The sequence below is a fragment of the Thiobacillus sp. 65-1402 genome (genome assembly GCF_001897685.1).
Lineage (GTDB): Bacteria > Pseudomonadota > Gammaproteobacteria > Burkholderiales > Thiobacillaceae > Thiobacillus.
The window spans coordinates 1-26858 of sequence record NZ_MKUG01000090.1 but is presented as its reverse complement, the minus strand read 5'-3'; the positions used below and the strand labels follow the sequence as shown (position 1 = coordinate 26858).

The window sequence follows — 26858 nt, the reverse complement described above, 5'->3', positions numbered from 1 at the left end:
GGCCAGCTTCATGATGCTGGGCTCGCCGATGTCGCTCTGGTCGCCCTCTAGGGCTTTCAGCGCGGAACCGACGATGATGGGGGTGTCGTCGCCCGGGAAGTCGTACTTGGACAGCAGTTCGCGGATTTCCATTTCGACGAGCTCGAGCAGCTCGGCGTCGTCGACCATGTCGGCCTTGTTCATGTAGACGATGATGTAGGGCACGCCGACCTGGCGGGCCAGGAGGATGTGCTCGCGGGTCTGCGGCATGGGGCCGTCGGCGGAGGACACGACCAGGACGGCGCCGTCCATCTGCGCGGCGCCGGTGATCATGTTCTTGACGTAGTCGGCGTGGCCCGGGCAGTCAACGTGGGCGTAGTGACGCTTTGCGGTCTCGTACTCGACGTGGGAGGTGTTGATGGTGATGCCGCGCGCCTTCTCTTCGGGCGAGTTGTCGATCTCGTCGTACTTCTTGGCAGCACCGCCAAACTTCTTCGACAGAATGGTGGTGATCGCCGCGGTCAAGGTGGTCTTGCCGTGGTCAACGTGTCCAATCGTGCCTACGTTTACGTGCGGCTTGGTCCGCTCGAATTTTTCCTTAGCCATTTCAAGTACCCCTCAAATTTGCACAAGAACGATGCGGTCAACCACGATCAACATCCCGACAACCGCTTCTCAAACACTGGCGCGCCGCCCGCTATCTTGACGGACACCCAAAAAACTGGTGCCCATGGGCAGGATTGAACTGCCGACCTCTCCCTTACCAAGGGAGTGCTCTGCCACTGAGCTACATGGGCTTCGGACTTACCACAAATAAGCCCATAAAAACTGGAGCGGGTGAAGGGAATCGAACCCTCGTCTTAAGCTTGGAAGGCTTCAGCTCTACCATTGAGCTACACCCGCATGGGGTGGGCCGTGACTGTAAAGCCGCCAAAGCGCCAGCAATCACGCTCCTCCCGCTTCGCCCTGCTCCTACTGCAAAAATCTGGTGGTGGGGGAAGGATTCGAACCTTCGAAGGCAGAGCCGTCAGATTTACAGTCTGATCCCTTTGACCGCTCGGGAACCCCACCCAAACGAAGCGCGAGATTATAGGGGCTTTCAGAATCCGCTGTCAAACACCCTGACGGGAAAATTAGCGGCTTTACACATTGAACAGGAAATTCAGGACATCCCCGTCCTTGACGACATACTCCTTGCCCTCGGCGCGCATCTTGCCGGCTTCCTTGGCGCCCTGCTCGCCCTTGCAGGCGATGAAATCCTCGAACGAGATGGTCTGCGCGCGAATGAAGCCACGCTCGAAGTCGGTATGGATGACGCCCGCCGCCTGCGGCGCGGTGTCGCCCTTGCGGATGGTCCAGGCGCGCACCTCCTTCACCCCGGCGGTGAAATAGGTCTGCAGACCGAGCAAGTCGTAGGCGGCGCGAATCAGCCGATTCAGCCCCGGCTCATTCCAGCCGAGCTCCTTCAGGTATTCCGCACGCTCCTCCGGCGACAATTCCTGCAGTTCGGCCTCCAGCGCCGCGCAAACCGGCACTACCGGTGCGCCTTCTTTTTCGGCAAACGCGCGCAGGGCATCGAGCATGGGGTTGTCGTGAAAACCATCCTCGTCCACATTGGCGACATACAGCGTGGGCTTCACCGTCATCAGGCACAACGACTTGATCGCCGCCAGCCCCTCCGCATCCAGTCCGGCGGCGCGGGCCGGGCGGCCTTCGTTCAGGGTGGCAACCACGGGCTTCAGGGCGGCAACCATTTTCTGCGCATCCTTGTCACCGGCCCGGGCGGGTTTCTCGAAGCGGGCCAGCGCTTTTTCGGCGCTCGCCAGATCGGCAAGCGCCAACTCGGTGGCGATGGTCTCGACATCGGACAGCGGGTCGACCTTGCCGGCGACATGGATCACGTTTTCGTCGTGGAAGCAGCGCACCACGTGACAGATCGCGTCCGTTTCGCGGATGTTGGCCAGGAACTGATTGCCCAGCCCCTCGCCTTTGGATGCCCCCGCGACCAGGCCGGCAATATCCACGAACTCGACAATGGCCGGAACGATTTTTTGCGGATTAATGATCTGCGCCAGCGCCGCCAGGCGCGGATCGGGCACTTCGACCACACCGGTGTTCGGCTCGATGGTGCAGAAAGGGTAGTTTTCCGCTGCGATGCCCGCCTGGGTCAAGGCATTGAAAAGCGTGGATTTGCCGACGTTGGGCAATCCGACGATACCGCATTTGAGGCTCATGGCGTTTCCTGTTTGGGTTTGGCTGACGGGTTGGTGTTGGCGCGCTGGGTCGCCGCGTTCCACTCGCCCTGTTCGATCAGCGGCACGAGGTCGATCGCACGCTCGATCGCCGCGTCGATCTCGAACTGCTCCTCGCGGCGCGGCGGTTTCAGGACGTAATTCACGACCTCACTGCGGTCGCCGGGATGGCCGATGCCGATACGCAACCGCCAGTAGTCCTGCGTCCCCAGGTGCGCGGTGATGTCTTTCAAGCCGTTGTGCCCGCCCATGCCGCCGCCGAACTTGAGGCGCAGCTGGCCGGGCGGGATGTCGAGCTCGTCGTGCACCACCAGAATTTCGGCCGGGGCGATGCGATGAAAACGCGCGAGCGCGCCGACCGCCTGCCCCGAACGGTTCATGAAGGTCTGCGGCAGCAGCATCCAGGTGCCTCGGGCATTGCGCCCGACGGCGCCGTGGAAGCGCGACTCATGCGCCAGCGGCGCGCCCCACACCTGCGCAAGACGCGCGCAAAACCAAAACCCGGCATTGTGCCGGGTTTCTTCGTAGTCGCGCCCCGGGTTACCGAGGCCGACAATCAGGCGGGGCGCTGCCATGCCGCTCGCGATGCGCAATCCAGCCGACCAAAAACACCCGGGGATTGCGCAACCCGATTACGCCGCAGGAGCAGCCGGCGCTTCTTCGGCAGCACCGCCCTTGGGCGCATTGATCGACGCCAGGGCGGGGTTTTCCGCCTTGACGTGAGCGACCAGATCGACGCCTGCGGGCAGCGCCAGGTCGTTCGCGTGAATGGAATGACCGACTTCGAGCTTGCCCATGTCCACCTCGATGAACTCGGGCAGGCTGCCGGGCAGGCACTGCACGTCGAGTTCGTTCACGATGTGGTGAGGCTTGCCGCCGCCGGTCTTGACGCCCGGCGCCACGTCGGCATTGAGGAAGTGCAGCGGCACCTTGACGTGGATCTTGTGATCCTTGTCGACGCGCTGGAAGTCGACGTGCAGCACCTGCTGCTTGTAGGGGTGCCACTGGGTGTCGCGCAGCAGCACGGTTTCCTTGGCGCCGTCGACATTCAGGGTCAGCACGGAGGCATGGAAGGCTTCCTTGCGCAACGCGTGGTACAGCGCATTGTGGTCCAGCTCGATCTGCACCGGGGCGGCGGCGCCACCGTAGACGATGCCGGGAACCTTGCCCGCGTGACGCAGACGGCGGCTCGCACCCGTACCTTGCAGTTCACGCTTGGCGGCGATGACTTCGATATTCATAGTGTTTCTCCAATTTTTAACCGCTTAAACGATGCATCGCCGAAAATGGCCAATGCATGCCAAAAGCCCCCGCGACCAGGGGCATTCAACCAGTCCTACTCGATGAAGAGCGAACTGACGGAATCCTCGTTGCTGATGCGGCGGATGGTTTCCGCCAGCAGTTCAGCCACCGACAACTGCCGGATTTTCTTGCATGCGCGCGCGTCGTCGCGCAGCGGAATAGTATCGGTCACCACCAGCTCGTCGAGCGCGGAATTCGTCACGCGTTCGGCGGCGCTGCCGGACAGCACGGCATGGGTGCAATACGCCATGACCTTTTTCGCGCCGTGCTCCTTCAACGCGGTGGCCGCCTCGCACAGGGTGTTGGCCGTATCGACCATGTCATCCATGATGATGCAGGTGCGGTCCTTGACGTCGCCGATGATGTGCATCACCTTCGCCACATTCGGTTTCGGACGGCGCTTGTCGATGATCGCCAGATCGCATTCCAGCCGCTTGGCAATCGCCCGCGCCCGCACCACGCCGCCGACGTCCGGCGACACCACCACCAGGTCCGGATGGTTACGCTTCCAGATGTCGCCCAAGAGGATCGGGCTGGAATAGATGTTGTCGACCGGGATGTCGAAGAAGCCCTGGATCTGGTCGGAGTGCAGGTCCATCGTCAACACCCGGTCGACCCCCGCGCCCTGCAGCATGTTGGCCACCACCTTGGCGGTGATCGCCACCCGCGCCGACCGGGTGCGCCGATCCTGCCGTGCGTAGCCGTAATACGGGATCGCCGCGGTGATGCGCCCGGCCGAAGCGCGCTTCAGCGCATCGACCATCACCATCACCTCCATCAGCGTATCGTTGGTCGGCTGGCAGGTCGACTGCAACACGAACACATCCTTGCCGCGCACGTTCTCGAGGATTTCGACCATCACCTCGCCATCGGAGAAACGCGACACCGTGGCGCGCCCGAGATGGATGTTGAGATGACGCACCACATCGCTGGCTAAACGTGGGTTGGCATTCCCGCTGAACACCATCAGGTTGTCTATGGACACGCGAGTCTCCGGCGTTTGGCTGGTCCGACACAACAACAAAAAACAGCCGCCACTGGCGGCTGTTCGCTTAACTGGCTGGGGAGGCAGGGATCGAACCTGCGAATGTCGGAATCAAAATCCGATGCCTTACCACTTGGCGACTCCCCAATGGGTACTACTCGGCACAACAGTCGACCAGCGGATGCCTGTCCAACCCCTGCGCCACAAAACCCTGCATCGTTTCGGGCAGCTGGCGCAGCACGTCGCGCGCCGCGTCTTGCGTTCCAAACGATGCAAACACGCAGGCGCCGGAGCCAGTCATCCGTGCTTCGCCGAATTGCGCCAGCCATTCGAGATGACGGGCGACTTCGGGATAGCACCTGACGACCACGGGCTGCAGGTCGTTACGACCCATGCCTGCGGAAAAGGGCGCTATTTTGAGGGGTGGCGTGTTGCGTGTCAATTCCGGCGCTGCAAAAATTGCAGCGGTCGGCACCTGCACGGGTGGCGTCAGCACCACATACCATGCCGGCGGCGCACTCACCGGCTGCAGGATTTCGCCCACACCCTCGGCAAACGCGGTCTGGCCGAACACGAAGACCGGGACGTCGGCGCCCAGTTGCAGCGCCAGCTTTTGCAGGGCTTCACGCGGCAGATTGACCTGCCACAGGCGGTTCAGGGCGAGCAGCACGGTGGCCGCGTCGGAGCTGCCGCCACCGAGTCCGCCTCCCATCGGCAGCACCTTGTCGAGGCGAATGCTCACTCCGGCGCCTGCCGGTGCATGCGCCTGCAGCAGGCGCGCCGCACGCACGCTCAGGTCGCGGTCTTCGGGCACCCCGGGCAGTTCGTCTTCGCGCACCACGCGGCCGTCGCCGCGCAATTCAAGATGCACGGTGTCGGCACGGTCGATCAGACGAAACACGCTTTGCAGCAGGTGGTAGCCATCGGCGCGCCGGCCGACGACGTGCAGGAACAGGTTGAGCTTGGCGGGAGCGGGGTAGGCGTGGCTCATTCGGCTTGCCAGCTGTCCGCCACCAGGCGGATTTCCAGCCCCTCGCGCGCCACCACCAGCTTGCGCGGACGCGCATCGGCGGCGTATTGCAGGTAATCGATCACCCAGCCATCCTGCTTGAGCTGCACGACGCGTCCGCTGCCGTCATGCGTGGCCTCGAAGCCGCGCTCGGGGTCGGGGCGCGCCTGTACCCACCATGCCAGGCCCGCCACCGGCAGCGCATAACCGAGCGCCTCGCGCGTCAGGGATTCGGCGTCGGGTGCGCGGCGCGGCGGCCGATTCGGCGCTTCAAGCGTCACCCCATCGGCGTTGCGAACGATGCGCGCCACGCCCTGCCCCAGCGGCGAAGTCACCAATACCTCATCCGTTTCTACGCGATGCTGCCAGCGGATATTCCCCGACAGGCTCTGCTCCCCGGCCTGGACGCCGATGCGCCCCTGCAGTATCCAGTTGGCGGCGGGGGTGGCTACAGCGGGAACGGTGGGCGGCACGGACGCGCAGCCGGCCGCCAGCGCCAGCAGCAACACCGCCATCAAGAGTCTCATCAGGGCTTCAACCGGCGCAGGGTTTCCAGCAGCACTTCGTTCTGCGGATGGGTTTGCAGGCTGGTCTGCCACAGCTTGCCGGCTTCGTCGCGCTGTCCGCGCGCCCATAGCACCTCGCCCAGGTGGGCGGCGATTTCGGGGTCGGGGCGCGCCTTGTAGGCGCGTTCAAGGTATTCCTGCGCACGCGCCAGATTGCCCGAACGGTATTGTGCCCAGCCCACGCTATCCAGGATGAAGGGGTCTTCCGGAGCCAGTGCCAGCGCCTTGTCGAGCAGGACGACCGCTTCGGCAAGACGGCCGGTGCGGTCGGCCAGCGTGTAGCCCAGCGCGTTGTAAGCCTGGGCGTCGCCGGGGCGCAGGGTGATCACGCGGCGCAGGTCTGCTTCCAGCACGTCCAGCTTGCCGAGCTTTTCCGCAGCCATGGCGCGGTCGTACAGCAAATCCGCCGAATCGGGATAACGCTTGAGCCCCTCCGACAGCATGTCGAAACCCGCCGCATGCGCCTTGCTGTCGCGCAGCAGTTCGGCCTGCGCCTGGATCAAGCGCACATTTTGCGCGTCGTTTTCACCCTGCGTGGCGGCCAGCAGCGCCCGCGCGGCATCAAGCCGGCCCGCCCGCGCCAGCAGCGCAGCCTGGCGCACACGCGCGGGAACCAGATAATTGCCCGCCTTGACCTCGGCATAGTAGGCGGCCGCCGTCTCGGGCTGTTTCATTTGCTCGGCCAGTTGCCCCTGGTAGTAGCGCACGGCATCCGGGTCGCGCGGGTTGTATTCCAGGGTCTGCGTCAGCAAGTCGCGCGCCGCGTCGAAATCGCCCATTTGCATGGACAGCAAGCCCGCGGCCAGGCTCACTTCGGCATTGCGCGGGAAATCGGCCGTCAGACGGGTGAATTCGACGCGCGCTTCGGCGAACTGGCCGGCATTGACCAGGGTGCGTGCATAGGTCAGCCGCACTTCGCGTGCACTCGCATGGGCCGCCAGGAAATCGCGCATGAAGGCCAGCGCAGCGGCGCGTGAAGTTCCGCCCAGTATCTGCACGCGCAGCAGCGCCGCAGGCTCCCACCCAGGGCGCAGGCTGTCGGCCTGCTGCAAGGCCGCGACGGCCGCGTCAGGGCGGCCGGCAGCGGCTGCGGCCTGCGCGACCGCAAAACGCGCTTCCGGCAATTGCGGATAATCCGCAGCCAGCCGTTCGACCAACTGCAGCGCGGCCTGGGTGTCGCGCTGCTTGCCCATCAGCGCAGACAGATGCAGAAAACCGTTGGCCGCGTCCTGTTTCAGAAGAGCTTGCAGCATCGGTTCGGCCTCGCCGAAGCGGCCCTCGCCCAGCAACAAGGCCGCCAGGGTCTGCTGTGCGCGCTCCGAGCCCTGTTCCGTCGCCTCCCACAGCCGGCTGGCCTCCAGTGCCCCCGCCTGGTCGCGCGCAAACATCGCGACTTCCGTTGCCCGGCGGGCTATGCGCGGATCGCGCGTCTGCCGCGCCAGATCGAGATAAGTCGAGTTGGCAACACCGATCGCACCCCGCTGCCCCGCCACCTCGGCCACCAGAAACTTGAACAGGATTTCGGGGGTGAGCGGCTGCCTGGGCAGCGCAGCCTGCGCCTTGGCGGCCGCCTCAGCGGCGGGGTCGGAAACCGCCTCGCCCACTGTCGCGGCAGGCTGCTGCGCCTGCGCTTCCGCCACGACAGCCGGCGCAGCCTGCGTTTCCGCCACCGCAGGCTGCGACGCCTTGACGCCGGGCTGGCTGCACGCGGCCGCGAGCGCCAGCGCTGCGCAGAGGGGGAGAACTTTGAGGTGGGTCATGTACGTCGCCTTGGTGGAGTTGCTGTCACGATTCTAAGCTTTCGAGGCCTGCCCGCAAGCAAGGTTCACTTGAACCGGCACCCGATGAAGCCCGACCGGCTTCGCGGCGGCGCCGGGGAAATGCGCCTGTTCAATAGCCGGGCACGGCGGGAATGGACGCGCATCGGCGGGGCCTGTCAACACCAATTTCGCGGCGGCATCCCGACCGGTCCCGCCGCAGGCGTGAAATTAGCGTTAACAACCCCTAAAATACGGGGGTCCGGTTCGCCCCGCCTTGCGGACCCGCTTCATGAATGGCGCCGACATTGTGTCGGCGCCCTGTTTACCGCCACGCCGCACTCGATCCCGATCGCGCCATGCCCGAATTGCCCGAAGTCGAAACCACCCGCCAGGGACTGTTGCCGCGTCTGCAGGGCCGTACGCTCGCGCGCATCGCGATACGCAATCCACGCCTGCGCTGGCCGATACCGGACGATCTGGAAACGCGGCTGGCAGGGCTGATGCTCAGACAGATCGAGCGGCGCGGCAAATACCTGCTGTTCGACTTTGGCGCGGCCACCCAGATCGTGCATCTGGGCATGTCGGGCAGCCTGCGCTTTGCCGAGCCCGGCGAGCCCGCCGCCCTGCACGACCATGTCGACTGGCTGTTCGACGACGGCACCACGCTGCGGCTGCGCGACCCGCGCCGCTTCGGCGCGGTGCTGTGGACCCACGACGCGGCACGGCATCCGCTGCTGGCTCATCTGGGGCCGGAACCGCTCACCCCGGCGTTCGACGCGGCCTACCTGCACGCGCAGTGCCGGCGCCGCGGCACCGCCATCAAGCAGGTCATCATGGATGCCCAGGTGGTGGTCGGCGTCGGCAACATCTACGCGTCCGAGTCGCTGTTTCACGCCGGCATCCGCCCCGCCACCGCCGCGCGCCGCCTCAGCCGCCCCGCCTGCGCGCGGCTGGCGGCGGCGATCAAGCAGGTGCTGACGGCGGCCATCGCCGCGGGCGGCAGTTCGCTGCGCGATTACGTCCACAGCAGCGGCGAACTCGGCTATTTCCAGCTGCAAACACGGGTCTACGACCGCGCGGGCCAGCCATGCAGGGTCTGCGCCACCCCGATACGCCGCATCGTGCAGGGCCAGCGTGCGAGTTTCTACTGTCCCGGCTGCCAGCATTGAGCCGCCCCTGCCGCAGCGGTCAAGTTTGCCATCAACATGCCGCTAACCGACTGTGCCTTACCCGGTGATCCCCCGCATGAAACCGACCGCCCTGGTTGACGAATTCGAGCGTTACAGCGCCTGGCGCGACGCCGTGTACGTGCGCATCGAAGCGCTGCGCGACTGGCTCGACACGCAGCAGCTCGGCGACGCCGAATCCGGGATGCGGCTTGGCCAGTTGCTGGGCCGCCTGCAGGAAGACACGCTGAACGTGGCCTTCGTCGCCGAGTTTTCGCGCGGCAAGTCCGAACTGATCAACGCGATATTCTTTTCGGATTACCGCCAGCGCGTGCTGCCGTCGTCCGCCGGGCGCACCACCATGTGTCCCACCGAACTGTATTACACCCCCACCCAGCGCCCGTCGCTGCGGCTGTTGCCGATCGACACCAAAACCCGCGCGGGCGGCATCGGCGACTTCAAGCGCGACGCTGCCGCCTGGACCGAGTTTCCGCTCAATCTCGATTCCGCCGATGAGATGAGCGCGACGCTGATGCGGCTGGCCGACACCGTCGACGTCGACGCGGCCACCGCCGAAGCCTACGGCCTGCTCAACCCTCTGGACGAGGAAGCCGCGCGCAACCTGGCGCGCGACGGCAGCATCGCGATTCCGCGCTGGCGCCACGCGCTGATCAATTTTCCGCATCCGTTGCTGAAGCAGGGCCTGGTCATTCTCGACACGCCGGGGCTCAACGCCATCGGCACCGAGCCGGAATTGACGCTCAACCTGCTGCCCAACGCCCATGCGGTGCTGTTCCTGCTGGCCGCCGACACCGGGGTCACCAAATCGGACATCGAAATCTGGCGCCAGCACATCGCGCCGACGCAGGCCGCCAGCCGCGCCCGGCTGGTGGTGTTGAACAAGATCGACGGGCTGTGGGACGAACTCAGGACGCCGTCCGAAATCGACGCCGAAATCGCCAAGCAGGTGGCCAGCAGCGCTGCGCTGCTCGACCTGCCGGCCGCCCAGGTTTACCCGGTGTCGGCGCACAAGGCGCTGGTCGCCAAGGTGCGCGGCGATGCGGCCCTGCTGGCGAAAAGCCGGCTGCCCGACCTGGAGGCGGCCCTGACCCAGGAACTGCTCCCCTGCAAGCAGGCGCTGGTCAGCGAATCGGCCCAGGCGGTGGTGGAGGACGTTGTGCTCAAAGCCACCGAGCTCCTGGAGACGCGGCTCGCCGGCATCCAGGATCAGGTCGAGGAATTGCGGGGGCTGCGCGGCAAGAACCGCGACGTCATCCAGCACATGATGGTCAAGGCCAACGAGGACAAGCAGCAGTTCGAGCATGGCCTGCAGCAGTTCAACGCGCTGCGCAATGTGTTCGCCTCGCAGGTCGACGCGCTGCGCCAGCGGCTGGGCATGCGGACGCTGAACGGCGAGGTGCGCCTCGCCCGGGAGGCGATGGAGAAAAGCCGCTTCAGCACCGGCCTGCTCGACGCGATGGGGCGCTTCTTCCGCCAGGTGGACGGCAATCTGGATGCCTCTGCCGCGCTGATTCAGGAAATCCGCGCCATGATGACGGCGATGTACCAGAAATTCAGCGACGAACACGGGCTGGCGGCGGTCAACCCGCCCGACCACAGCCTGCGCAAATACCGCAAGGAAATGGCGCGGCTGGAGCGCATTTTCGACGAGCGCTTCAACACCGTGTTCAAGATGCTGACCGTGGGCCAGAGCCAGCTGACCACGCGCTTTTTCGAGACGCTCGCCAGCAAGGTGGTCGAGGTGTTCGAGCTGGCCAACGGCGAAACCGAAGCCTGGCTGAAGGCGCTGATCGCACCGATGGAAACCCAGGTGCGGGAACACAATATCCAGCTGAAGCGCCGGCTGGACAGCGTCAGCCGCATTCATGCCGCGACCGAAACGCTGGACGAACGCATCGCCGAACTGGAAGCCTCAAGCGGAACCGCGAGCGATCAACTGGAGCATCTGGCACGCATCAACATGCGCATCGCCGATGCCCTGGCCGGCGAACTGGGCGAGGCGCAGCTGGCCAGAATGGCCTGAGCGCCTACTTGCCGGCGGTCAGGCGCAGGAACTTCTCCTGCAATTGCTCGCGCGTTTCAGGGTAATCCGGATTCAGCGGAATGCAGTCGACCGGGCACACCTCCACGCATTGCGGGGTATCGAAGTGGCCGACGCACTCGGTGCACTTGTTGGGGTCGATGATGTAGATCTCATCGCCCTGGGAAATGGCTTCGTTGGGGCATTCGGGCAGGCAGACGTCGCAATTGATGCATTCGTCCGTGATCATCATCGACATGGCGTTCTCCGGGTCATATCAGTTATTAATTATTTTCTCACTTAATCGCTGCGCCACCAATGGATGGACAAAGGGCGCCACGTCGCCGCCCAGCTGCGCGATCTCGCGGATCATGCTGGCGGAAATGAACATGTATTGATCCGACGGCGTGAGAAACAGCGTTTCGATATCGGGCTTGAGATTGCGGTTCATTCCCGCCAGCTGGAATTCGTATTCGAAATCGGACGCCGCGCGCAATCCCCGCAGCACAGCGATCGCCCCCTGTTCGGCGACAAAGTCGATCAGCAGGCCGGAAAACCCTTCCACCCGCACCTGCGGCACGTCGGCCAGCACGTCGCGCGTCATCGCCACCCGTTCCTCCATGCTGAAAAAAGGCCGTTTGTTGCGCGATTCGGCCACCGCGACGACGACATGGTCGAACAGTCGCACCGCACGCCGCACCAGGTCTTCATGGCCGCGTGTGATGGGATCGAAAGTACCGGGATAGACAGCGGTCAGCATCGCTTATTCCTTGACGAGAAGCGCAAAATGCGAGCGCCCCGCGCGCCCGCTGCGGTGGATGATCAGCCCCGCCGGCGCGACCACCGGAGCAGCCTGCTCGATATACGCCTGGCCGCCTGATTCGAGATGGCGCGCCAGCTCGGCGAGCAGCGTCCCGGCCAGTCCGCTGTCGAACGGCGGATCGACGAAAATCAGGTCGAAGGTTTCGCGGCTGTTCGCCAGCCAGGCCAGCGCATCGGCCCGCAGGATGTCGACCTGGCCGGCGCCCAGCGTGGCGCGGTTTTTTTCCAGCGCGCCGATCGCCTTGGGATCGCGCTCGATCATGACGACGCGCCCCGCTCCGCGCGAAGCCGCCTCGAAACCCAGCGCGCCGCTGCCGGCAAACAGGTCCAGGCAAACCCAGCCGGGCAGATCCTGCCCCAGCCAGTTGAACAGCGTCTCGCGCACGCGGTCGGGGGTCGGGCGCAAGCCGGCGCCGTCGGGAAACTCCAGCAGCCGCCGGCGGTATTGCCCGCCGATGATGCGCACGCGGTTGGGCGCGCCGTGCGCCCGCTGCGGCGGCGCGCGCTTAGCGCGCACTGCCGGCCCCCACCACCACGGTCACCAGCCTGTCGGGGTCGATGCGGCGGGCAAACGCCTGTTTCACCGCCGCCACGTCGACCGCCTCGACTTTGGCGACCCAGGTATCGAGATAATCCAGCGGCAGCCGGTAAAAGCCGATCACCGCCAGGTAATCGAGGATTTTCCTGTTGCTGTCCAAGCGCAGTGGGAACCCGCCGGTGAGGTTGGATTTGGCCTGCTCGAGTTCAGCCTCGCTGGGGCCGTCGGCGATGAACTGCCGCAGCGTCGCCTGCGCCACCTTGAGCGCGTCGTCGGTTTGCTCCAGCTTGGTCTGCAGGCCGAGCTGGAACGGTCCGGCCTCGACCATCGGCATGAAATAGCTGTAGGCGCTGTAGGCGTAGCCGCGCTTGTCGCGCACCTCGCGCATCAGCCGCGAATCGAAGCCGCCGCCGCCCAGCACATAATTGCCGACGAACAGCGGAAAGAAATCGGGGTCGTTGCGTGCCATGCCCACCGCCCCCACCAGCACATGGCTTTGCGTGGAGGGATGGGCAATGCGCGTGGCCGATGCTGCGGCAGGGGCGGGGCGGGACAACGGCGGCACCGCTGCGGCCGTGGACAAGCCGGCGGCCAGGCGCGCGGCGATGGCCTCGGCCTCGGCGCGGGGAATGTCGCCGACCAGCGAAATCACGGCGTTGGGCGCACTGTAATGCGCGCGGTAAAACGCCTGCAGGTCGCCCCGCGTCAGCCGCGCAATGGCGGCAGGGTCGCCCGCCTCGTCGTGCGCGTAAGGGTGCGTGCCGTAGAGCGCCCGATAAAACGCCTTCCCGGCGACCGTGCCGGGATCGGCCTCGGCTTCGCGGATGGCGGCTATCAGGCGCTGTTTCTCGCGCTTGATCACCGCCTGCGGAAAATCGGGCCGTTGCAGCACGCGCGCCAGCACCTCGAGCGCGGCCGCCTTTTCGGTGGCGGACGACAGGGTGCGCAGCGTGACGCCGGCACGGTCGCGGTCGAAATTCCCCGCCAACACGGCCCCGACATCGGCCAGGCGATGGGCGATGGCGGTGTCGGAAAGGCCGCCCGCGCCCTGATCGAGCAGCCCGTGCGTCAGATGGGCAAGCCCTGCCTTGCCGGCGGGATCGCGCGCACTGCCGGCGGGGAAATCCACCGAAATATCGAGCATCGGCAGCTCGTGGCTTTCGACGAAGATCACCCGCGCGCCCTGCGGCGTTTGCCAGTGCTGGATGGCCAGCGCGGCCTGCGCCGACAGCGGCAGGCTCAGCAGCAGGGCAAAAAAGAAGCGTTGCATTGACACGGCTTTAATTGACATGGCGCACTCCCGACACGGCGGCGCGCTGCGCCTTGGCCTGGAGGGGCTGCGGATCGAGCTCGGCCACGCTCAGCCGGTCGTCCTGCAGCCACTGCCGGGCGGCGGCCTGCACCTCCTGGGCGGTCACCGCACGCAACTTGTCGACCCGGCGCGCCAGCGCCTCGGGCGGCAGGCCGGCGGTCGCGTATTCGCCCAGTTGCATGGCCTGATAAAACAGCGAATCGCGCTGGTAGACGTCGGCCGCGATGACCTGCGCCTTGACCCGCGCGAGTTCCGCCTGGTCGATGCCGTCGCGCTGGATGCGCCGCACTTCCTCGCGAATGGCCTTTTCCAGCGCCGCCACCGATTTGCCCGGCGCCGGTGTCGCATCGATCATGAACATGCCCGGCCCGCGTGCCACGGCGTCGTAGCCCGCGCTCGCGTTCACCGCGATCTGCCGGGTCTTGACCAGCGATTTTTGCAGCCGTGCCGAATCGTTGCCGGAGAGCACGCCCGCGAGAATCTGCAGCGCGTACGGCGCGGTATCCTGTTCCCAGTCCTTGAGCGTGGGCGCATGCCAGGCCATCAGCAGATAGGGCAGCTGCGCCGGCGCCTTGACCACGATGCGCTTCTCGCCAAGCTGCGCCGGCTCGTCCTGCGGCTTGCGCGGCGGCAGCGCGCGCGCCGGCAGCGCGCCGAAATGGCGCCTGGCCAGTTCGATCACCTCGTCGGCCTTGACATCGCCCGCCACCACCAGCGTGGCGTTGTTAGGCGCATACCAGCGCGCATACCAGTCGCGCGCATCCTGCGCGGTCATGTTCGAGAGATCATCCATCCAGCCGATGATGGGGCGGCGGTAGGGATGGGCCTGGTAGGCCGTCGCCATCAGGCGCTCGTACACCACCGACTGCGGCTGGTCGTCGGTGCGCAGCCGGCGCTCTTCCATCACCACCTGGATTTCCTTGGCGAACAGCGCGTCGCTGATGACGAGGTTGGCCATGCGGTCGGCCTCCAGCTGCATCGACAGCGCCAGCCGGTCTTTCTGCATCTGCTGGAAATAGGCCGTGTGGTCGCGGCTGGTAAAGGCGTTTTCACGGCCGCCGGCCGCGGCGATGCGCTTGGAGAACTCGCCCGGCGGCACCGTCTGCGTGCCCTTGAACATCATGTGTTCGAGCACGTGCGCCACGCCGGTGGTGCCGTTGAATTCGTCCAGCGATCCCGCGCGATACCACACCTGGGACACCATCACCGGTGCGCGGTGGTCTTCCTGCACGATCACCCGCAACCCGTTGTCCAGCGTGACATCCGTCACCGCCGCCTGTGCGCTGCCCACCAGCAGCGCCAGCAACATTCCCCGCATGCCGATCATCTCGTTCACCTCTGATTGAATGCATTCCAAGGCTGCCGACCCACTGCTGGCCGAAGCCGTGTGGAGTCGACTGCCTGAATGATAAGATACCGCGTCCGTCAAACTGCTGTGCTGACCGCCTTTATCCGTGTTTAGTTTCTTCAAGTCCAAATCCCCTGCCGCCGAACCGGCTGTCCCCGACGCGCCGGCCGAAGCCGCCGCCCCGCAGCCGGCCGAGCCGCGCCCGGGCTGGGCGCAGCGACTGAAGCAGGGGCTCGCCAAAACCCGCGACCGGCTGGGCGGCCAGCTTTCCGGCCTGTTCGGTGTCGGGCGCAAGATCGACGCCGAACTGTTCGAGGAACTCGAAACCATCCTCATCACCGCCGATGTCGGCGTCGATGCGACCCAGGCGCTGCTCGACACCCTGCAGAAGAAGGTGCGGCGCGAGGGGCTGACCGAGGCCTCCGACCTACAGGCCGCGTTGAAGCAGGCACTGGTCGACCTGCTGACCCCGCTGCAGGCGCCGCTCGACGTCACCCCGCACAAGCCCTTCATCCTCATGCTGGCCGGCGTCAACGGCGCCGGCAAGACCACCACCATCGGCAAGCTCGCCAAGCTGTACCAGGCGCAGGGCCTGTCGGTGCTGCTGGCGGCGGGCGATACCTTCCGCGCCGCGGCGCGCGAGCAGCTGCAGGTCTGGGGCGAGCGCAACAACGTCACCGTGGTGAGCCAGGAAAAAGGCGATTCCGCGGCGGTGATCTTCGACGCCATCCAGGCCGCACGGGCGCGCAGCATCGACGTGGTGCTGGCCGACACCGCCGGCCGTCTGCCGACCCAGCTGCACCTGATGGAAGAGATCAGGAAGGTCAAGCGGGTGATCGAAAAAGCCGCTCCCGGCGCACCGCACGAAGTGCTGCTGGTGCTCGACGCCAACACCGGGCAGAACGCGGTGGCGCAGGTCAAGGCATTCGACGATGCGCTCGGCGTCACCGGCCTCGTCCTCACCAAGCTCGACGGCACCGCCAAGGGCGGCGCCATCGCCGCCATCGCCCAGGCCCGCTCAGGCCCGGCACAGCCGATCCCGGTGCGCTACATCGGCGTAGGCGAAAGCGTGGACGACCTGCGGCCGTTCGACGCGCGCGAGTTCGTCGAGGCGGTATTCGCCGCATGATCGGCTTCAGCCAGGTCACCAAGCGCTACCCCGGCGGGCATGAGGCCCTGTCCGGCGTCGATCTCGCCATCGAGCAAGGCGAGCTGGTTTTCCTGACCGGGCATTCCGGCGCCGGCAAGAGCACCCTGCTGAAGCTCATCGCCGCCATCGAGCGCCCCACCAGCGGGCTGGTGTCGGTCAGCGGCCAGAACATCAACCGCCTGTCGCAGCGTGCCGTGCCGTACCTGCGCCGCAACATCGGCCTGGTGTTCCAGGATCACAAGCTGCTGTTCGACCGCAACGTGATCGACAACGTGATGCTGCCGCTCGACATCGCCGGTTTCGACCGCCGCGAGTCGCTCAAGCGCGCGCGCGCGGTGATCGACAAGGTCGGCCTGTTGAATCGCGAGAAGGCCAACCCGATCAGCCTTTCGGGCGGCGAACAGCAGCGCCTGTGCATCGCCCGCGCGCTGGTGAGCCGCCCCGCCCTGCTGCTGGCTGACGAACCCACCGGCAACCTCGATGCCGGCTATGCCGCCGACATCATGGCGATGTTCCGCGACTTCCATCAGGTCGGCACCACGCTGGTGATCGCCACCCACGACGAGCGCGCCATTACCGCGCTGGGCGGCCGCACGCTGCACCTGGATCACGGCAAGGTCGCGGAGGTGACAGCATGATCGGCTGGCTGCGCCATCAGAGGCACGCGCTGACCGCCGCCTTGTACCGCCTGCGCGTCCAGCCGGTCGCCACCCTGCTCACCGCACTGGCGATGGGCGTGGCGATCAGCCTGCCCAGCGGGCTGTATCTGGCGCTCGGCAATCTCGGCCGGCTGGCGGGCGACCTGCCGGCGCAGCCGGAAATCAGCGTGTTCCTCGACGCCGATGCGTCGGCCGCGCACAAGCAGGCCATCGCCGCGCGGCTGCAGCAGCCGGATATCGCGCAGGCCCGTTATGTGCCCAAGGAGGAGGCGCTGGCCGCGCTCAGTGCGGCGCAGGATCTGGCCGACATCGCCGCCGGCCTGACGCAGAACCCCCTGCCGGACGCCTGGGTGGTGCGCTCCCAGGCAAGCTCGCGCGAGGAACTGGCGCGGGTGGCGGCCGATCTGGCCAGGCTGCCGGGGGTGGCGGAAACCCACCTCGACAGCCAGTGGGCCGAGCGCCTGCAGGCCGCGCTCGCCATCGGGCGCACCGGCGTGTGGCTGCTAACCGGACTGTTTGCCATCGCGCTCATCGCCATCTCGGGCAACGCCATCCGCGCGCTGGTTCTGGCGCGCCGCGACGAAATCCAGGTCAGCCGCCTGATCGGCGCCACCGACCGCTACATTCGCCGCCCCTTCCTTTACCTCGGGGCGCTGCAAGGCCTGCTGGGTGGACTGGCGGCGGGCGGAGTGCTGGCGCTGGCGGGCTGGGTGCTGCACGCGCCCATCGAACGGCTGGCGGGCTTGTACGGTTCGACTTTTCAGCTGCTGCCGCCGACGGAGGCCGAAATTGCCGTTGTGCTGGGGCTGACCACCCTGTTCGGCTGGCTTGGCGCCTGGCTCACGGTGCGGCGCACGCTCCGCCAGGGCATGGCGACACGCTGATTTCATTGCCTTTTGCGGAACCCTCCGCTCTCTTAGCACTCTTATGCCGTGAGTGCTAGAATCATTTGCAAGGGAGTATTCGCAACCATGAGCCAAACGATCGCTTTACCCATACCCGCAGCCTACAGCCTGGATAGCTACATCCAGACGGTCAACCGCTATCCCATGCTCAGCCTGGAAGACGAGCAGCGTCTGGCGCGTGCCTGGCACGACAAGCAGGACGTCGATGCGGCGCGCCAGTTGGTGGTTTCCCATCTGCGTGTGGTGGTCAGCGTGGCGCGGCATTATCTGGGCTATGGCCTGCCGCATGCCGACCTCATCCAGGAAGGCAATGTCGGCCTGATGAAGGCGGTGAAGCGCTTCGACCCCGATCGCGGCGTGCGCCTGGTGTCGTTTGCGTTGCACTGGATCCGCGCCGAAATCCACGAATACGTGCTGAAAAACTGGCGGCTGGTCAAAGTGGCGACCACCAAGCCGCAGCGCAAACTGTTTTTCAACCTGCGCAGCCTGAAACACTCGCTGAAAGCCCTGACGACGCATGAAGCCGACGCCATGGCGCGCGAACTCAACGTCAGCCGCAAGGACGTGCTGGAGATGGAAACCCGCCTGTCGGGACACGATGTGTCGATCGACCCGATGGTGGACGACGGCGAAGAGGGTTACAACCCGCTGGCGCATCTAGCAAGTCCGGACGAAAACCCGGCGCAGCTGCTGGAGCGCGAGCAGACCGAACGCCTGCGCCATAGCGGTCTGGCCACCGCGCTGGAGAACCTGGACGAACGCAGCCGCCGCATTATCGAAGCGCGCTGGCTGACCGAGGGCGCAGCTGCGACCCTGCACGAACTCGCCGCCGAATACGGCGTATCGGCCGAGCGCATACGCCAGATCGAGGCACGCGCCCTGCAAAAAATGCGCGCTACGATCCCCGCCTGATTCGGTTTCCGGCCCCCTTCGGCCATCTTGCAAGGGCGCGGAATACGCGACGGGGGTCTTTGGCTGCCGCCCTTCTTCGGCGCTGCGACCGGTTCCGCCCGGTTCGATTCCGCACAATCCTCGGAGCGGATTTACCTCCATGCTGACAGTGCCCACACATCACCTGGCCGGTTCCGCTCATCCGGGCGCCCGCGCCGGAATATCCGCAGTGCGCCGGCGTGTCGCGCGAAGCGGGGCCGGACAAGCGGGTATCCGCCGCCTGCTCTGCGCTTGCCTCGGCTTCGCTGCCGGCCTGTCCGCAGCGGGCGGCTCAATGGCATCCGAACCGGCCGCATTTGCCGCCACGGCATGGATGCGCCCCGCGCTGCTGGCGGCGTCGCAGGACGCGCCCGCCGGCAGCCCCGATCCGACAGCACAGGAAGACCCGGCAGCCCAGCCCGACGGATACCGCTGGCGCAGGCCGCTGGACGCCCAACCCGACTGGCGGGGCGTCAGCCGCGATGCCGCCTATTTTCTCGGTTACCAATTTGCCGGCCTGGCCGTGCTGTACCTGGCGCCGGAGAGCATTTCTGGCTGGGATAGCGAAGCGAAACAGAACTACAGTTTCAGCAAGTGGCGCAACAATGTCAGCGAACCGGTGTGGGACACCGACCGCTGGTGGATCAATTACGTCCTGCATCCTTACTGGGGCGGCGCTTATTACATCCAGGCGCGGGAACGCGGTTTGGAACGGGCCCAGGCTTTCCTGTATTCCGCGCTGCTATCGACAATCTGGGAGTATGGCGCCGAAGCGCTGGCCGAACCCGTATCCATCCAGGATCTGGTAGTGACGCCGGTGGTCGGCTCGCTCATCGGCGAATATGTTTTTTCCCCGCTACGCCAACGCATCCGCGCCAAACCCGGAAAACTCGACTGGGCGGACAAGACCGTCTTGTTCGTCACCGATCCGCTGGGTGTGCTGAATGCGGAAACAGACCGGTTGCTGGGGGTGAAAACGACATTGCGCTTGCAGCCCATCGGCCAGCGCATGCCCGCACTGGCCGCAGGCGTCGGCGACGCACCCTTGGCTACGCGAGCCAATTTGCGCAGTACTGCGTGGGGCCTGCAATTTAGCGCCGACTGGTAGCCGGACAGGGGCTGCGGGTTGCGCTTGGACCGGAGCCTGTGCGGAAACCCGCACTCACCCCGCAAAACAAAAAGCCCCGCAACAGCGGGGCTTTTTGTTTTGCGGATCAATTCAGAACAGCGAACCGATCACCACGGAAAGAATGCTGATCCACGACCAAACGATCAGTGCCACCACCACCACCATGGGAAAACTCTGAAAAGTCAGAAACTGTTTCATTGCGCGTACTCCATTGAAAGTTGATCGATTTTAATTTACTTGTGCCCGTTTGGGTACTGCTGGTGCCCGCTTGGGTCGTCGTCCTTGCCGCCCAGGCGGCGGGTCGGCAGCAAAGGATCGTCGTCGTCCATCAGGATGCGTTCGGCCGGCCCTTCCAGATCGTCGAACTGGCCGCTTTTGATCGACCAGAACACCCCCACGATGATCAGCAGCACGAACACCCCCGACAGCAGAAACAGAAACCCCAGGATGCCGCTCATGGCACGACCAGCTCCTGGGTGCCGTGGTAATGCACCTCGCCATCCCGCAACAGCCGTAGCTCAACCAGCCAGCGGCCTGCGGCGGGCACCTTCAGCGCCCCGACATACCCCCCCGCCTCGACGCTGCTCATGGGCAGGATCAGCGTGGGCGCTGCAGCGCCCGGCCGCGACAAGCGTAATTCGGCCTCCACGCGATCGACCGGCAGCCCGGTGCGGTCCCGCACCCGGACCTGTAGCGGACGCGTGTTGCCAGGGCTGTCCAGTCCGCTCATCTCGACTTGCCAGCCGAGTTGCGACTCGCGGTGCGCTTCGCTCAGCACCGACGACACCGCCTTGGCCGCGCCCTGGCCATGTGCGACCACGCCGGAAAACCCGCTGTAGACCGCATTGCCGTCGCCCCCCAGCCACCAGCGTGCGATGGGTTCGGGCAGGCCCTTGTTTGCGATGTAAAGCAGGGAGGCATTGATCAGCACCAGGCCGATGAAAAAAGCGGTCAGCAATTTGGGAGCCCAGTGCATGCGCCCGGCGTCGCGCCTGCGGAACTGGGTCAGGGCGAACAGAACCAGCGCCGCGGCGAGGAAAACCGAGATGTGTATGGCCACCACATCCAGTCCCGGCCAATGGCCCACGATAAGCGCGAAATACGTGACCAGCGGAATGAGCCCTGCCAGCGCGGCGCGCAACATCGGCGACAGGCTGCGCACCGCGCCCGCGGCGACGTACAGGACGAACACCGCCGCCAAGCCGCCAAACAGTGTGGTCATTGTGTTCATGGACGCTTCCCCGGGCTGTCGAAACGGACGGCTTCGCTGCGCGCTTCGCCGGCCTTGCCGCGCGGCGTGATGATCATTTCAAAACCTTGCGTCTGTGCCGCCTGCGCAGGAGACAGCCGCACGCTGGCCTGCACCAGTCCGCTGTGGCCAGGCTTGACGGTGATTTCGCGGAAATTGCCGAGATCGAGCGCGTCTACCGGAATCCCGCGTACGCTGATCTGGTAGGTTTGCTCCTGCGCCGCCTTGTTGGTGATGCGGATCTGGTAACGGTTGCGGATGTCGCCGTTCGACAGCACCACGTAGAGCGGCTGGCGGATCTGGTTGACGGTACGGTCGAAGCTGCCCCGGGTGCCGATGCTGTAGACGAGATAGGCGCTCATCAGGATCAGCGCCGCCCCGTAGCCTATCGTTTTCAGGCGCTTCCACTGCACCCTGGGCGGAGCCGGCGTTGCCGCGGCGAGGTTCTTTTCCGAGTCGTAGCGGATGAGGCCGCGCGGAAAACTGAACGAATCCATGATGGTGTTGCAGGCGTCGATGCACAGCCCGCACGAGATGCATTTGTATTGCAGGCCATCGCGGATATCGATGCCGGCCGGGCAGACCTGGACGCACAGACCGCAGTCGACGCAGTCTCCCAGCCCCTTGTCGTGCCGTTCGGCCAGGGTACGCTGGCCGGCGCGCGCGGCCGCCCGCCCATGCACGGCTTCGCCCCGTTTGGCATCGTAATGAACGGCCAGCGTTTCCGGTTCGTACATCACGCTCTGGAAACGCCCATACGGGCAGACATAGGTGCAGATCTGCTCGCGCATCAGGCCGGCGGCGGCGTAAGTGGACAGGGTGAGGATGCTGACCGTGATGTAGGCGGCTGCGGCGGCCTGGCCGGTGAAGAACGCCGCCACCAGCTGCGGCGCATAGGCAAAATAGGCGACAAAGGTCAGGCCGGTCCAGAACGACGCCAGCAGCCACAAGGCATGGGTGCCACCGATCTTGAGTACTTTTTCGCGATTCCACGGCTGGCGATAGAGACGCACCCGCGCCGGCCGCTCGCCCTGGATCGCGTGCTCGATCCAGATGAAGAAATCGGTCCACAGGGTCTGGAAGCAGAAGTAGCCGCAAAACGCGCGTCCGACCAAGCCGGTGACGAAGAACAGCAGGATGGCGGCGATGAACAGCAATAGCGCCAGCCAGATGACGTCCTGCGGATAAACCGTCAGCCCGAAGATCAGAAACCGGCGCCCTGGAAGATCGAACAATACCGCCTGGGCGGGCGCATCCAGCCGCGACCACGGCAGCCACGGCAACAGGAAATAGATCGCGTAGGCGAGCACCAGCACCGACGTTTTGAAACGTCGGAAACGCCCCTTCACCGAACGGGTGAAGATGGGGATGCGCTTCTGATAGAGTCCGAGTTGGTCTTCTAGGCCTGTCTGCATGGTGCGAAAGTGGATATACGAGAAACAAAAGCCCCCGTGAACGGGGGCTTTGCTTATTTCCTCAGTCGACGGCCTTACTGCCCGCCGCCCAGTTCATGAACATAGACCGTCAGAACCTTGATTTGTTCGGGCGAAAGGCGGCCGGCCCATGCGGGCATCACGCCTTTGTTCAGGCCATTGGCGATGACGCTGCGAATGGCCGCGACCTTGCCCTCGGCAGCGTCGGTTGCCGGCACGTTGGCCCACAGCCAGATGTTGTCGGTCAGGTTGGGCGCGCCGATGTCCTTGCGACCCTTGCCATCGCTGCTGTGGCAGTAATAGCAGGCGGCAGTCTCGCTGTGGAACAGCGCGTCGCCGGCAGCCGCCTTGGTGGCGTCGTGCCCGATGCCGGACAGCTTGGCGACATAGTTCGCCAGCTGGTCGATCTGCTCGCCGGCGAGCACTTCGTTGAATGCCGGCATGTAGCCGCGGCGGCCAACCATCAGCGTTTCGTGAATCCTGTCGTACGAGCCGCCGTACAGCCAGTCATCATCGGTCAGGTTGGGAAAGAAACCGGCCACGCCCTGGCCGCCGGCCTGGTGGCAGGGCGCACAGTTGTCGGCAAACAGCGCCTTGCCCGCGGACAGGATGAAGCCGTTCATTTCCGGGTCCTTGGCGATCTGCGCGTACGACATCGCCGACACCTTGTCGAAATAGGGCTTCTGTTCGGCCGCCGCCTGGTTCAGGTCTTCCAGCAGCAGCGCGCGGGTGTTCCAGCTGTGCGTCTTGGTTTCGCCTGCGCTGTTGACGTAGGTGATATCCGAAGCCCCGCCAATCCAGCCTTTACCGATCGGCCACGACGGATAGATGGTCCAGTAGATGATGGCAAAGATCACCGTGGCGTAGAAGGTGTAGACCCACCACACCGGCAGCGGATTGTTGTATTCCTGCAGATCCCCGTCCCAGGCGTGGCCGGTGGTTTGCACAGTTTGAGATTGTAGTTTTTGCTCGCTCATTGCTTGTCCTTCGTGCCTTCCTGATCGTCCAGAAACGGGATGTCGCGGTACGACTCGAGTCGCTTGCTCCGCTTTTTGCTACCGTAGACGTAGATCACGATGCCGATAAAGGTAACGAAAAAAATAATCAGGGCCAAAGGCTTGGTGTTTTCGGGTTTGGAAAACCACATCAGCCATTCCATCTGAATATCCCTGGCTGCGTTCGATCAGCGAACATCGACGAATGCGTCGTCGCTGTATTTGCTGAAATCGACCATGGTGCCCAGCACTTGCAGATAGGCCACCAGGGCGTCCATCTCGGAAATACCGGAACGGTCGCCGTCGTAGTTGCCGAAGTTGGCCTGCTCGACCAGGTTCTTCTGCGCATCGGGAATGTGCAGCTGTTTGGCGACGGTTTCGCCGAACTTGGTCACGTTGGCGTCGTACTCGGCCTGCGACAGCGAATACGGCACGCCGACCTTGCGCAGCGCCTTCATGCGGGCCGCCGTGTCGGAAATATCCAGCTTGGTCGTCAGCAGCCAGGGGTAATTCGGCATCACCGACTCGGGCACCATCGAGCGCGGCGCGACCAGGTGCTGCACGTGCCACTCGTTGGAATACTTGCCCCCCACCCGCGCCAAGTCCGGGCCGGTGCGCTTGGAACCCCACTGGAAGGGGTGGTCGTATTGCGATTCCGCCGCCAGCGAATAATGGCCGTAACGCAGCTTTTCGTCGCGGAACGGGCGAACCATCTGCGAATGGCAGGTATAGCAGCCCTCGCGCTGGTAGATGTCGCGGCCGCGCTGTTCCAGCGGCGTGTACGGACGCACGCCCTCGACCTTTTCAATGGTCTTGTCGATGAAGAACAGCGGCGCAATTTCCACCAGGCCGCCGACGCTGATCGCCAGCATGGTCAACACGGCCATCAGGCCGATGTTGGTTTCAATCCATTCGTGTTTGAAGTTGAAGTTCATGTTTTATCTTCCCTGATTCATGCATGTGCCATCTTGGCGGCCAGCTTGGCGTCCAGCGCAGCGCTTTCGCGCTTGCCCTGGCGGATGGTCATGAACATGTTGTACGTCATCAGCACGGCCCCGGTGAGGAAGAACATGCCGCCGATGGCGCGCATTGCGTAGAAGGGCATCATGGCCGCGACGGATTCCGCGAACGAGTACTGCAGGTTGCCGAACTCGTCGAACGCGCGCCACATCAGGCCCTGGGTGATGCCGGAAATCCACATCGCGACGATGTACAGCACGATGCCGATGGTGGCCAGCCAGAAGTGCCACTCGACCAGCTTGCGGCTGTAAACCGTGGTACCCCACAGCTTGGGCATCATGTGATACAGCGAGCCGAAGGAGATCATCGCCACCCAGCCCAGCGCGCCGGAGTGCACGTGGCCCACGGTCCAGTCGGTGTAGTGCGACAGCGCGTTGACTTCTTTCAGCGACATCATCGGGCCTTCGAAGGTCGACATGCCGTAGAACGACAAGGCGACGATCATGAAACGCATCACCGGGTCGGTGCGCATTTTGTCCCAGGCACCCGACAGCGTCATGATGCCGTTGATCATGCCGCCCCACGAGGGCATCAGCAGCAGGATGGAGAAAGCGGCGGCCAGCGACGACGTCCAGTCGGGCAGCGCGGTCCAGTGCAGGTGGTGGCCACCCACCCACATGTACATGAAGGAGAGCGCCCAGAAGTGGACGATCGACAGGCGATAGGAATAGATCGGGCGGCCGGCCTGCTTCGGCACGAAGTAGTACATCATGCCGAGGAAGGCGGCGGTGAGGAAGAAGCCCACCGCGTTGTGGCCGTACCACCACTGGGTCATCGCGTCCTGGGTGCCGGAGAACAGGCTGTAGGACTTCATCGAAAACAGATCGATGGGCATGGCCAGGTTGTTGAAGGTATGCAGCAGCGCGGTCGCCAGGATGAAGGACAGGTAGAACCAGTTGGCGACGTAGATATGCGGCTGCTTGCGGCGCATGATGGTGCCGACGAACAGGATCAGATAGGTGACCCACACGAGTTCGATCAGGATGTCGATCGGCCACTCCATCTCGGCATACTCGCGCGACTGGGTGTAGCCCAGCACGTAGCTGATATCGGCCAGCACGATCACCGCCATCCAGCCCCAGAAGGTGAAGCTGGCCATGCCGTCCGAAATCAGCCGGGTCTGGCAGGTACGCTGGACGACATAGTAGGAGGTGGCAAACAGCGCCGAACCGCCAAAACCGAAAATCACCGAGGTGGTGTGGACGGGACGGAAGCGCCCGAACGAGAAATACGGGCTATCGAAATTCAGAAACGGCCAAGCCAGTTCGGAGGCGATATACACGCCCACGAACATGCCGATCACTGCCCAGACCAGCGACATGACGGAAAATTTCTTTACGATATCAAAGTTGTACTGCTCCGCACCGGAATATGTGGTTACCGCCATCGACCGCTCCTGTTGTATCCGAAATAGCGCGTATCGCCGCGCTCAAGCAGCATATGCTTATATTAAAAAACTGCGGGATTATATGACGCCGGGCCATCAGCCCGCAAGCTGAAAAACCCTGTTCAGGATGCGGCCAATAGCGTCTTCAAGTCTTGCGCGATCGCGTCTGGGCTGCTTCCGTAAGGCACAAGCAGCCTCAAACGCCCATTTGGATCATAGACATAGGTTCCGGCACTGTGGTCGATCAAATAGTCGTCCGCCGCCTTGACCGCGGTTTTTTGATAGACCACCTTGTATTCCTTCGCCAGCCGCCTCAGCGTGTCCGCGTCGGCGACCATGCCCAGAAAGCTCGGGTTGAAGGCCGGCACAAACTGCTTCAGCAGGTCCGGGGTATCGCGCTGCGGGTCCACCGTCACGAAAATCACCTGCACCCGGTCGGCCTGCTGCCCCAGTTGCTGCAATGCGGCCGCAAAATCCGACAGCGTGGTGGGGCAGACATCCGGACAGTGGATATAGCCAAAGAAAATGGCTACGGCCTTGCCCTTGAAATCCGCCAGCGTGCGCACCCTGCCATTGTGGTCGGTCAGCCTGAAATCGCGCGCGAAGGCGGCACCGGTGATATCGGTCGCCAGGAATGTCGGGGGTTGCGGGGCGGGCTGGCAGCCCGCCAGTGCGAGCGCAGCCGCGACGCCGGCTGCGGCCAGCCAGCCGGTCACGCCTTGATCTGCTCGAACAGCTGCCCCGGAACGTCGGCCAGGCGGTATTTGCCGGATTCAACGGCCTTCGCCAGTTTTTCCAGTGTCGTCTCCTGCAGCAGGTCGATGATTTTTTTCTTTACCGGAACCCAACGGAAATGCAGCGGACAGGCGGTTTCGTCGCTGCATTTCTTCAGCCCCAGCAGGCAACTCTGGGTAAACGCCG

Annotated in this window: 28 protein-coding genes, 4 tRNA genes and 1 pseudogene; 7 read left to right on the top strand and 26 right to left on the bottom strand. The window is 64.6% G+C overall.

Going from position 1 to position 26858, the window contains the following annotated elements:
• From BGO62_RS07590 to BGO62_RS07535, 12 genes are all read right to left on the bottom strand, one after another.
• Positions 1–585, bottom strand: a 585-nt coding sequence (locus BGO62_RS07590) for a GTP-binding protein (protein ID WP_296640885.1), incomplete at its 3' end; no start/stop codon positions are given.
• Between the two features lie 116 nt (positions 586–701).
• Positions 702–776 (bottom strand) — tRNA-Thr (locus tag BGO62_RS07585).
• Positions 777–808: 32 nt separating this feature from the next.
• Positions 809–882, bottom strand: a tRNA-Gly gene (locus BGO62_RS07580).
• 83 nt (positions 883–965) lie between these two features.
• Positions 966–1050 (bottom strand) — tRNA-Tyr (locus BGO62_RS07575).
• A gap of 71 nt (positions 1051–1121) precedes the next feature.
• Positions 1122–2213 carry a redox-regulated ATPase YchF gene (gene ychF / locus BGO62_RS07570; protein ID WP_296640882.1) on the bottom strand — a complete coding sequence of 364 codons (1092 nt, stop codon included), beginning with the start codon at positions 2211–2213 and terminating at the stop codon, positions 1122–1124.
• The gene (gene pth, locus BGO62_RS07565; RefSeq protein WP_296640879.1) at positions 2210–2806 is read right to left on the bottom strand and encodes an aminoacyl-tRNA hydrolase; all 597 of its coding nucleotides are present in this window, start codon (positions 2804–2806) and stop codon (positions 2210–2212) included. Before pth ends, ychF begins: the two co-directional genes overlap by 4 nt.
• A gap of 57 nt (positions 2807–2863) precedes the next feature.
• Positions 2864–3472 (bottom strand): 50S ribosomal protein L25/general stress protein Ctc, encoded by a 609-nt coding sequence (locus BGO62_RS07560; protein ID WP_296640878.1) that lies wholly within the window; start codon positions 3470–3472, stop codon positions 2864–2866.
• Positions 3473–3567: 95 nt separating this feature from the next.
• Positions 3568–4518 carry a ribose-phosphate pyrophosphokinase gene (locus BGO62_RS07555; RefSeq protein ID WP_296640876.1) on the bottom strand — a complete coding sequence of 317 codons (951 nt, stop codon included), beginning with the start codon at positions 4516–4518 and terminating at the stop codon, positions 3568–3570.
• 72 nt (positions 4519–4590) lie between these two features.
• Positions 4591–4665: transfer RNA gene (locus tag BGO62_RS07550), tRNA-Gln, on the bottom strand.
• A 7-nt stretch (positions 4666–4672) separates the two neighbouring features.
• Positions 4673–5509, bottom strand: coding sequence for a 4-(cytidine 5'-diphospho)-2-C-methyl-D-erythritol kinase (ispE, locus tag BGO62_RS07545; RefSeq protein WP_296640874.1), 837 nt, complete (start codon positions 5507–5509; stop codon positions 4673–4675).
• Positions 5506–6054, bottom strand: coding sequence for a lipoprotein insertase outer membrane protein LolB (lolB, locus tag BGO62_RS07540; RefSeq protein ID WP_296640873.1), 549 nt, complete (start codon positions 6052–6054; stop codon positions 5506–5508). Before lolB ends, ispE begins: the two co-directional genes overlap by 4 nt.
• Positions 6054–7853, bottom strand: coding sequence for a tetratricopeptide repeat protein (locus tag BGO62_RS07535; RefSeq protein ID WP_296640871.1), 1800 nt, complete (start codon positions 7851–7853; stop codon positions 6054–6056). Before BGO62_RS07535 ends, lolB begins: the two co-directional genes overlap by 1 nt.
• Positions 7854–8209: 356 nt before the next feature.
• On the opposite strand from BGO62_RS07535, the gene mutM reads away from it, so the two are divergent.
• Together mutM and BGO62_RS07525 are read left to right on the top strand one after the other, a co-directional pair.
• Positions 8210–9022 carry a bifunctional DNA-formamidopyrimidine glycosylase/DNA-(apurinic or apyrimidinic site) lyase gene (gene mutM, locus BGO62_RS07530; RefSeq protein ID WP_296640869.1) on the top strand — a complete coding sequence of 271 codons (813 nt, stop codon included), beginning with the start codon at positions 8210–8212 and terminating at the stop codon, positions 9020–9022.
• A 76-nt stretch (positions 9023–9098) separates the two neighbouring features.
• Positions 9099–11063, top strand: a complete 1965-nt coding sequence (locus BGO62_RS07525; protein WP_296640867.1) for a dynamin family protein — start codon at positions 9099–9101, stop codon at positions 11061–11063.
• 4 nt (positions 11064–11067) lie between these two features.
• Here BGO62_RS07525 and BGO62_RS07520 read toward each other — a convergent pair whose 3' ends face one another.
• The 5 genes from BGO62_RS07520 to BGO62_RS07500 are packed head-to-tail and all read right to left on the bottom strand — an operon-like array spanning position 11068 to position 15059.
• Entirely contained in the window at positions 11068–11319 is a 252-nt protein-coding gene (locus BGO62_RS07520) for a YfhL family 4Fe-4S dicluster ferredoxin (protein ID WP_018077055.1), read from the bottom strand.
• An 18-nt stretch (positions 11320–11337) separates the two neighbouring features.
• Entirely contained in the window at positions 11338–11820 is a 483-nt protein-coding gene (gene coaD / locus BGO62_RS07515) for a pantetheine-phosphate adenylyltransferase (RefSeq protein ID WP_296640863.1), read from the bottom strand.
• 3 nt (positions 11821–11823) lie between these two features.
• Positions 11824–12399, bottom strand: coding sequence for a 16S rRNA (guanine(966)-N(2))-methyltransferase RsmD (gene rsmD / locus BGO62_RS07510; RefSeq protein ID WP_296640861.1), 576 nt, complete (start codon positions 12397–12399; stop codon positions 11824–11826).
• Positions 12389–13690 (bottom strand): pitrilysin family protein, encoded by a 1302-nt coding sequence (locus tag BGO62_RS07505; protein WP_296640858.1) that lies wholly within the window; start codon positions 13688–13690, stop codon positions 12389–12391. Before BGO62_RS07505 ends, rsmD begins: the two co-directional genes overlap by 11 nt.
• A gap of 10 nt (positions 13691–13700) precedes the next feature.
• Positions 13701–15059, bottom strand: coding sequence for a pitrilysin family protein (locus tag BGO62_RS07500; RefSeq protein ID WP_296640887.1), 1359 nt, complete (start codon positions 15057–15059; stop codon positions 13701–13703).
• Between the two features lie 127 nt (positions 15060–15186).
• On the opposite strand from BGO62_RS07500, the gene ftsY reads away from it, so the two are divergent.
• From ftsY to BGO62_RS07475, 5 genes are all read left to right on the top strand, one after another.
• The gene (ftsY, locus tag BGO62_RS07495) at positions 15187–16209 is read left to right on the top strand and encodes a signal recognition particle-docking protein FtsY (RefSeq protein ID WP_296640855.1); all 1023 of its coding nucleotides are present in this window, start codon (positions 15187–15189) and stop codon (positions 16207–16209) included.
• On the top strand, positions 16206–16868 hold the full coding sequence (gene ftsE, locus BGO62_RS07490; RefSeq protein WP_296640853.1) for a cell division ATP-binding protein FtsE: 663 nt from the start codon (positions 16206–16208) through the stop codon (positions 16866–16868). The genes ftsY and ftsE overlap by 4 nt, the downstream gene beginning before the upstream one ends.
• Positions 16865–17773: a permease-like cell division protein FtsX gene (ftsX, locus tag BGO62_RS07485; protein ID WP_296640850.1), complete on the top strand. Its 909-nt coding sequence runs from the start codon at positions 16865–16867 to the stop codon at positions 17771–17773. Before ftsE ends, ftsX begins: the two co-directional genes overlap by 4 nt.
• A gap of 87 nt (positions 17774–17860) precedes the next feature.
• A complete protein-coding gene (gene rpoH / locus BGO62_RS07480) occupies positions 17861–18706 on the top strand; it encodes an RNA polymerase sigma factor RpoH (RefSeq protein ID WP_296640848.1) in 846 nt (281 codons plus the stop codon).
• A gap of 352 nt (positions 18707–19058) precedes the next feature.
• Positions 19059–19832 carry a DUF3943 domain-containing protein gene (locus tag BGO62_RS07475; RefSeq protein ID WP_296640847.1) on the top strand — a complete coding sequence of 258 codons (774 nt, stop codon included), beginning with the start codon at positions 19059–19061 and terminating at the stop codon, positions 19830–19832.
• A gap of 254 nt (positions 19833–20086) precedes the next feature.
• Here BGO62_RS07475 and ccoS read toward each other — a convergent pair whose 3' ends face one another.
• The 9 genes and pseudogenes from ccoS to BGO62_RS07430 all read right to left on the bottom strand — a co-directional run.
• On the bottom strand, positions 20087–20311 hold the full coding sequence (gene ccoS, locus BGO62_RS07470; RefSeq protein ID WP_018077045.1) for a cbb3-type cytochrome oxidase assembly protein CcoS: 225 nt from the start codon (positions 20309–20311) through the stop codon (positions 20087–20089).
• Positions 20308–21084, bottom strand: a complete 777-nt coding sequence (locus BGO62_RS07465) for a FixH family protein (RefSeq protein WP_296640842.1) — start codon at positions 21082–21084, stop codon at positions 20308–20310. Before BGO62_RS07465 ends, ccoS begins: the two co-directional genes overlap by 4 nt.
• Positions 21081–22517 carry a cytochrome c oxidase accessory protein CcoG gene (gene ccoG, locus BGO62_RS07460; protein ID WP_296640839.1) on the bottom strand — a complete coding sequence of 479 codons (1437 nt, stop codon included), beginning with the start codon at positions 22515–22517 and terminating at the stop codon, positions 21081–21083. Before ccoG ends, BGO62_RS07465 begins: the two co-directional genes overlap by 4 nt.
• Positions 22518–22591: 74 nt before the next feature.
• Complete coding sequence (gene ccoP, locus BGO62_RS07455) at positions 22592–23512, bottom strand: cytochrome-c oxidase, cbb3-type subunit III (RefSeq protein ID WP_296640836.1); 921 nt, start codon at positions 23510–23512, stop codon at positions 22592–22594.
• On the bottom strand, positions 23509–23694 hold the full coding sequence (locus tag BGO62_RS07450; RefSeq protein WP_296640834.1) for a cbb3-type cytochrome c oxidase subunit 3: 186 nt from the start codon (positions 23692–23694) through the stop codon (positions 23509–23511). Before BGO62_RS07450 ends, ccoP begins: the two co-directional genes overlap by 4 nt.
• A gap of 24 nt (positions 23695–23718) precedes the next feature.
• Positions 23719–24465 (bottom strand): cytochrome-c oxidase, cbb3-type subunit II, encoded by a 747-nt coding sequence (gene ccoO / locus BGO62_RS07445; RefSeq protein WP_296640831.1) that lies wholly within the window; start codon positions 24463–24465, stop codon positions 23719–23721.
• Between the two features lie 17 nt (positions 24466–24482).
• Entirely contained in the window at positions 24483–25937 is a 1455-nt protein-coding gene (gene ccoN, locus BGO62_RS07440) for a cytochrome-c oxidase, cbb3-type subunit I (protein ID WP_296640829.1), read from the bottom strand.
• A 122-nt stretch (positions 25938–26059) separates the two neighbouring features.
• On the bottom strand, positions 26060–26653 hold the full coding sequence (locus tag BGO62_RS07435; protein ID WP_296640827.1) for an SCO family protein: 594 nt from the start codon (positions 26651–26653) through the stop codon (positions 26060–26062).
• Positions 26650–26858, bottom strand: a pseudogene (locus BGO62_RS07430) (Rrf2 family transcriptional regulator); the annotation flags it as partial. The gene BGO62_RS07435 and the pseudogene BGO62_RS07430, both read right to left, overlap by 4 nt.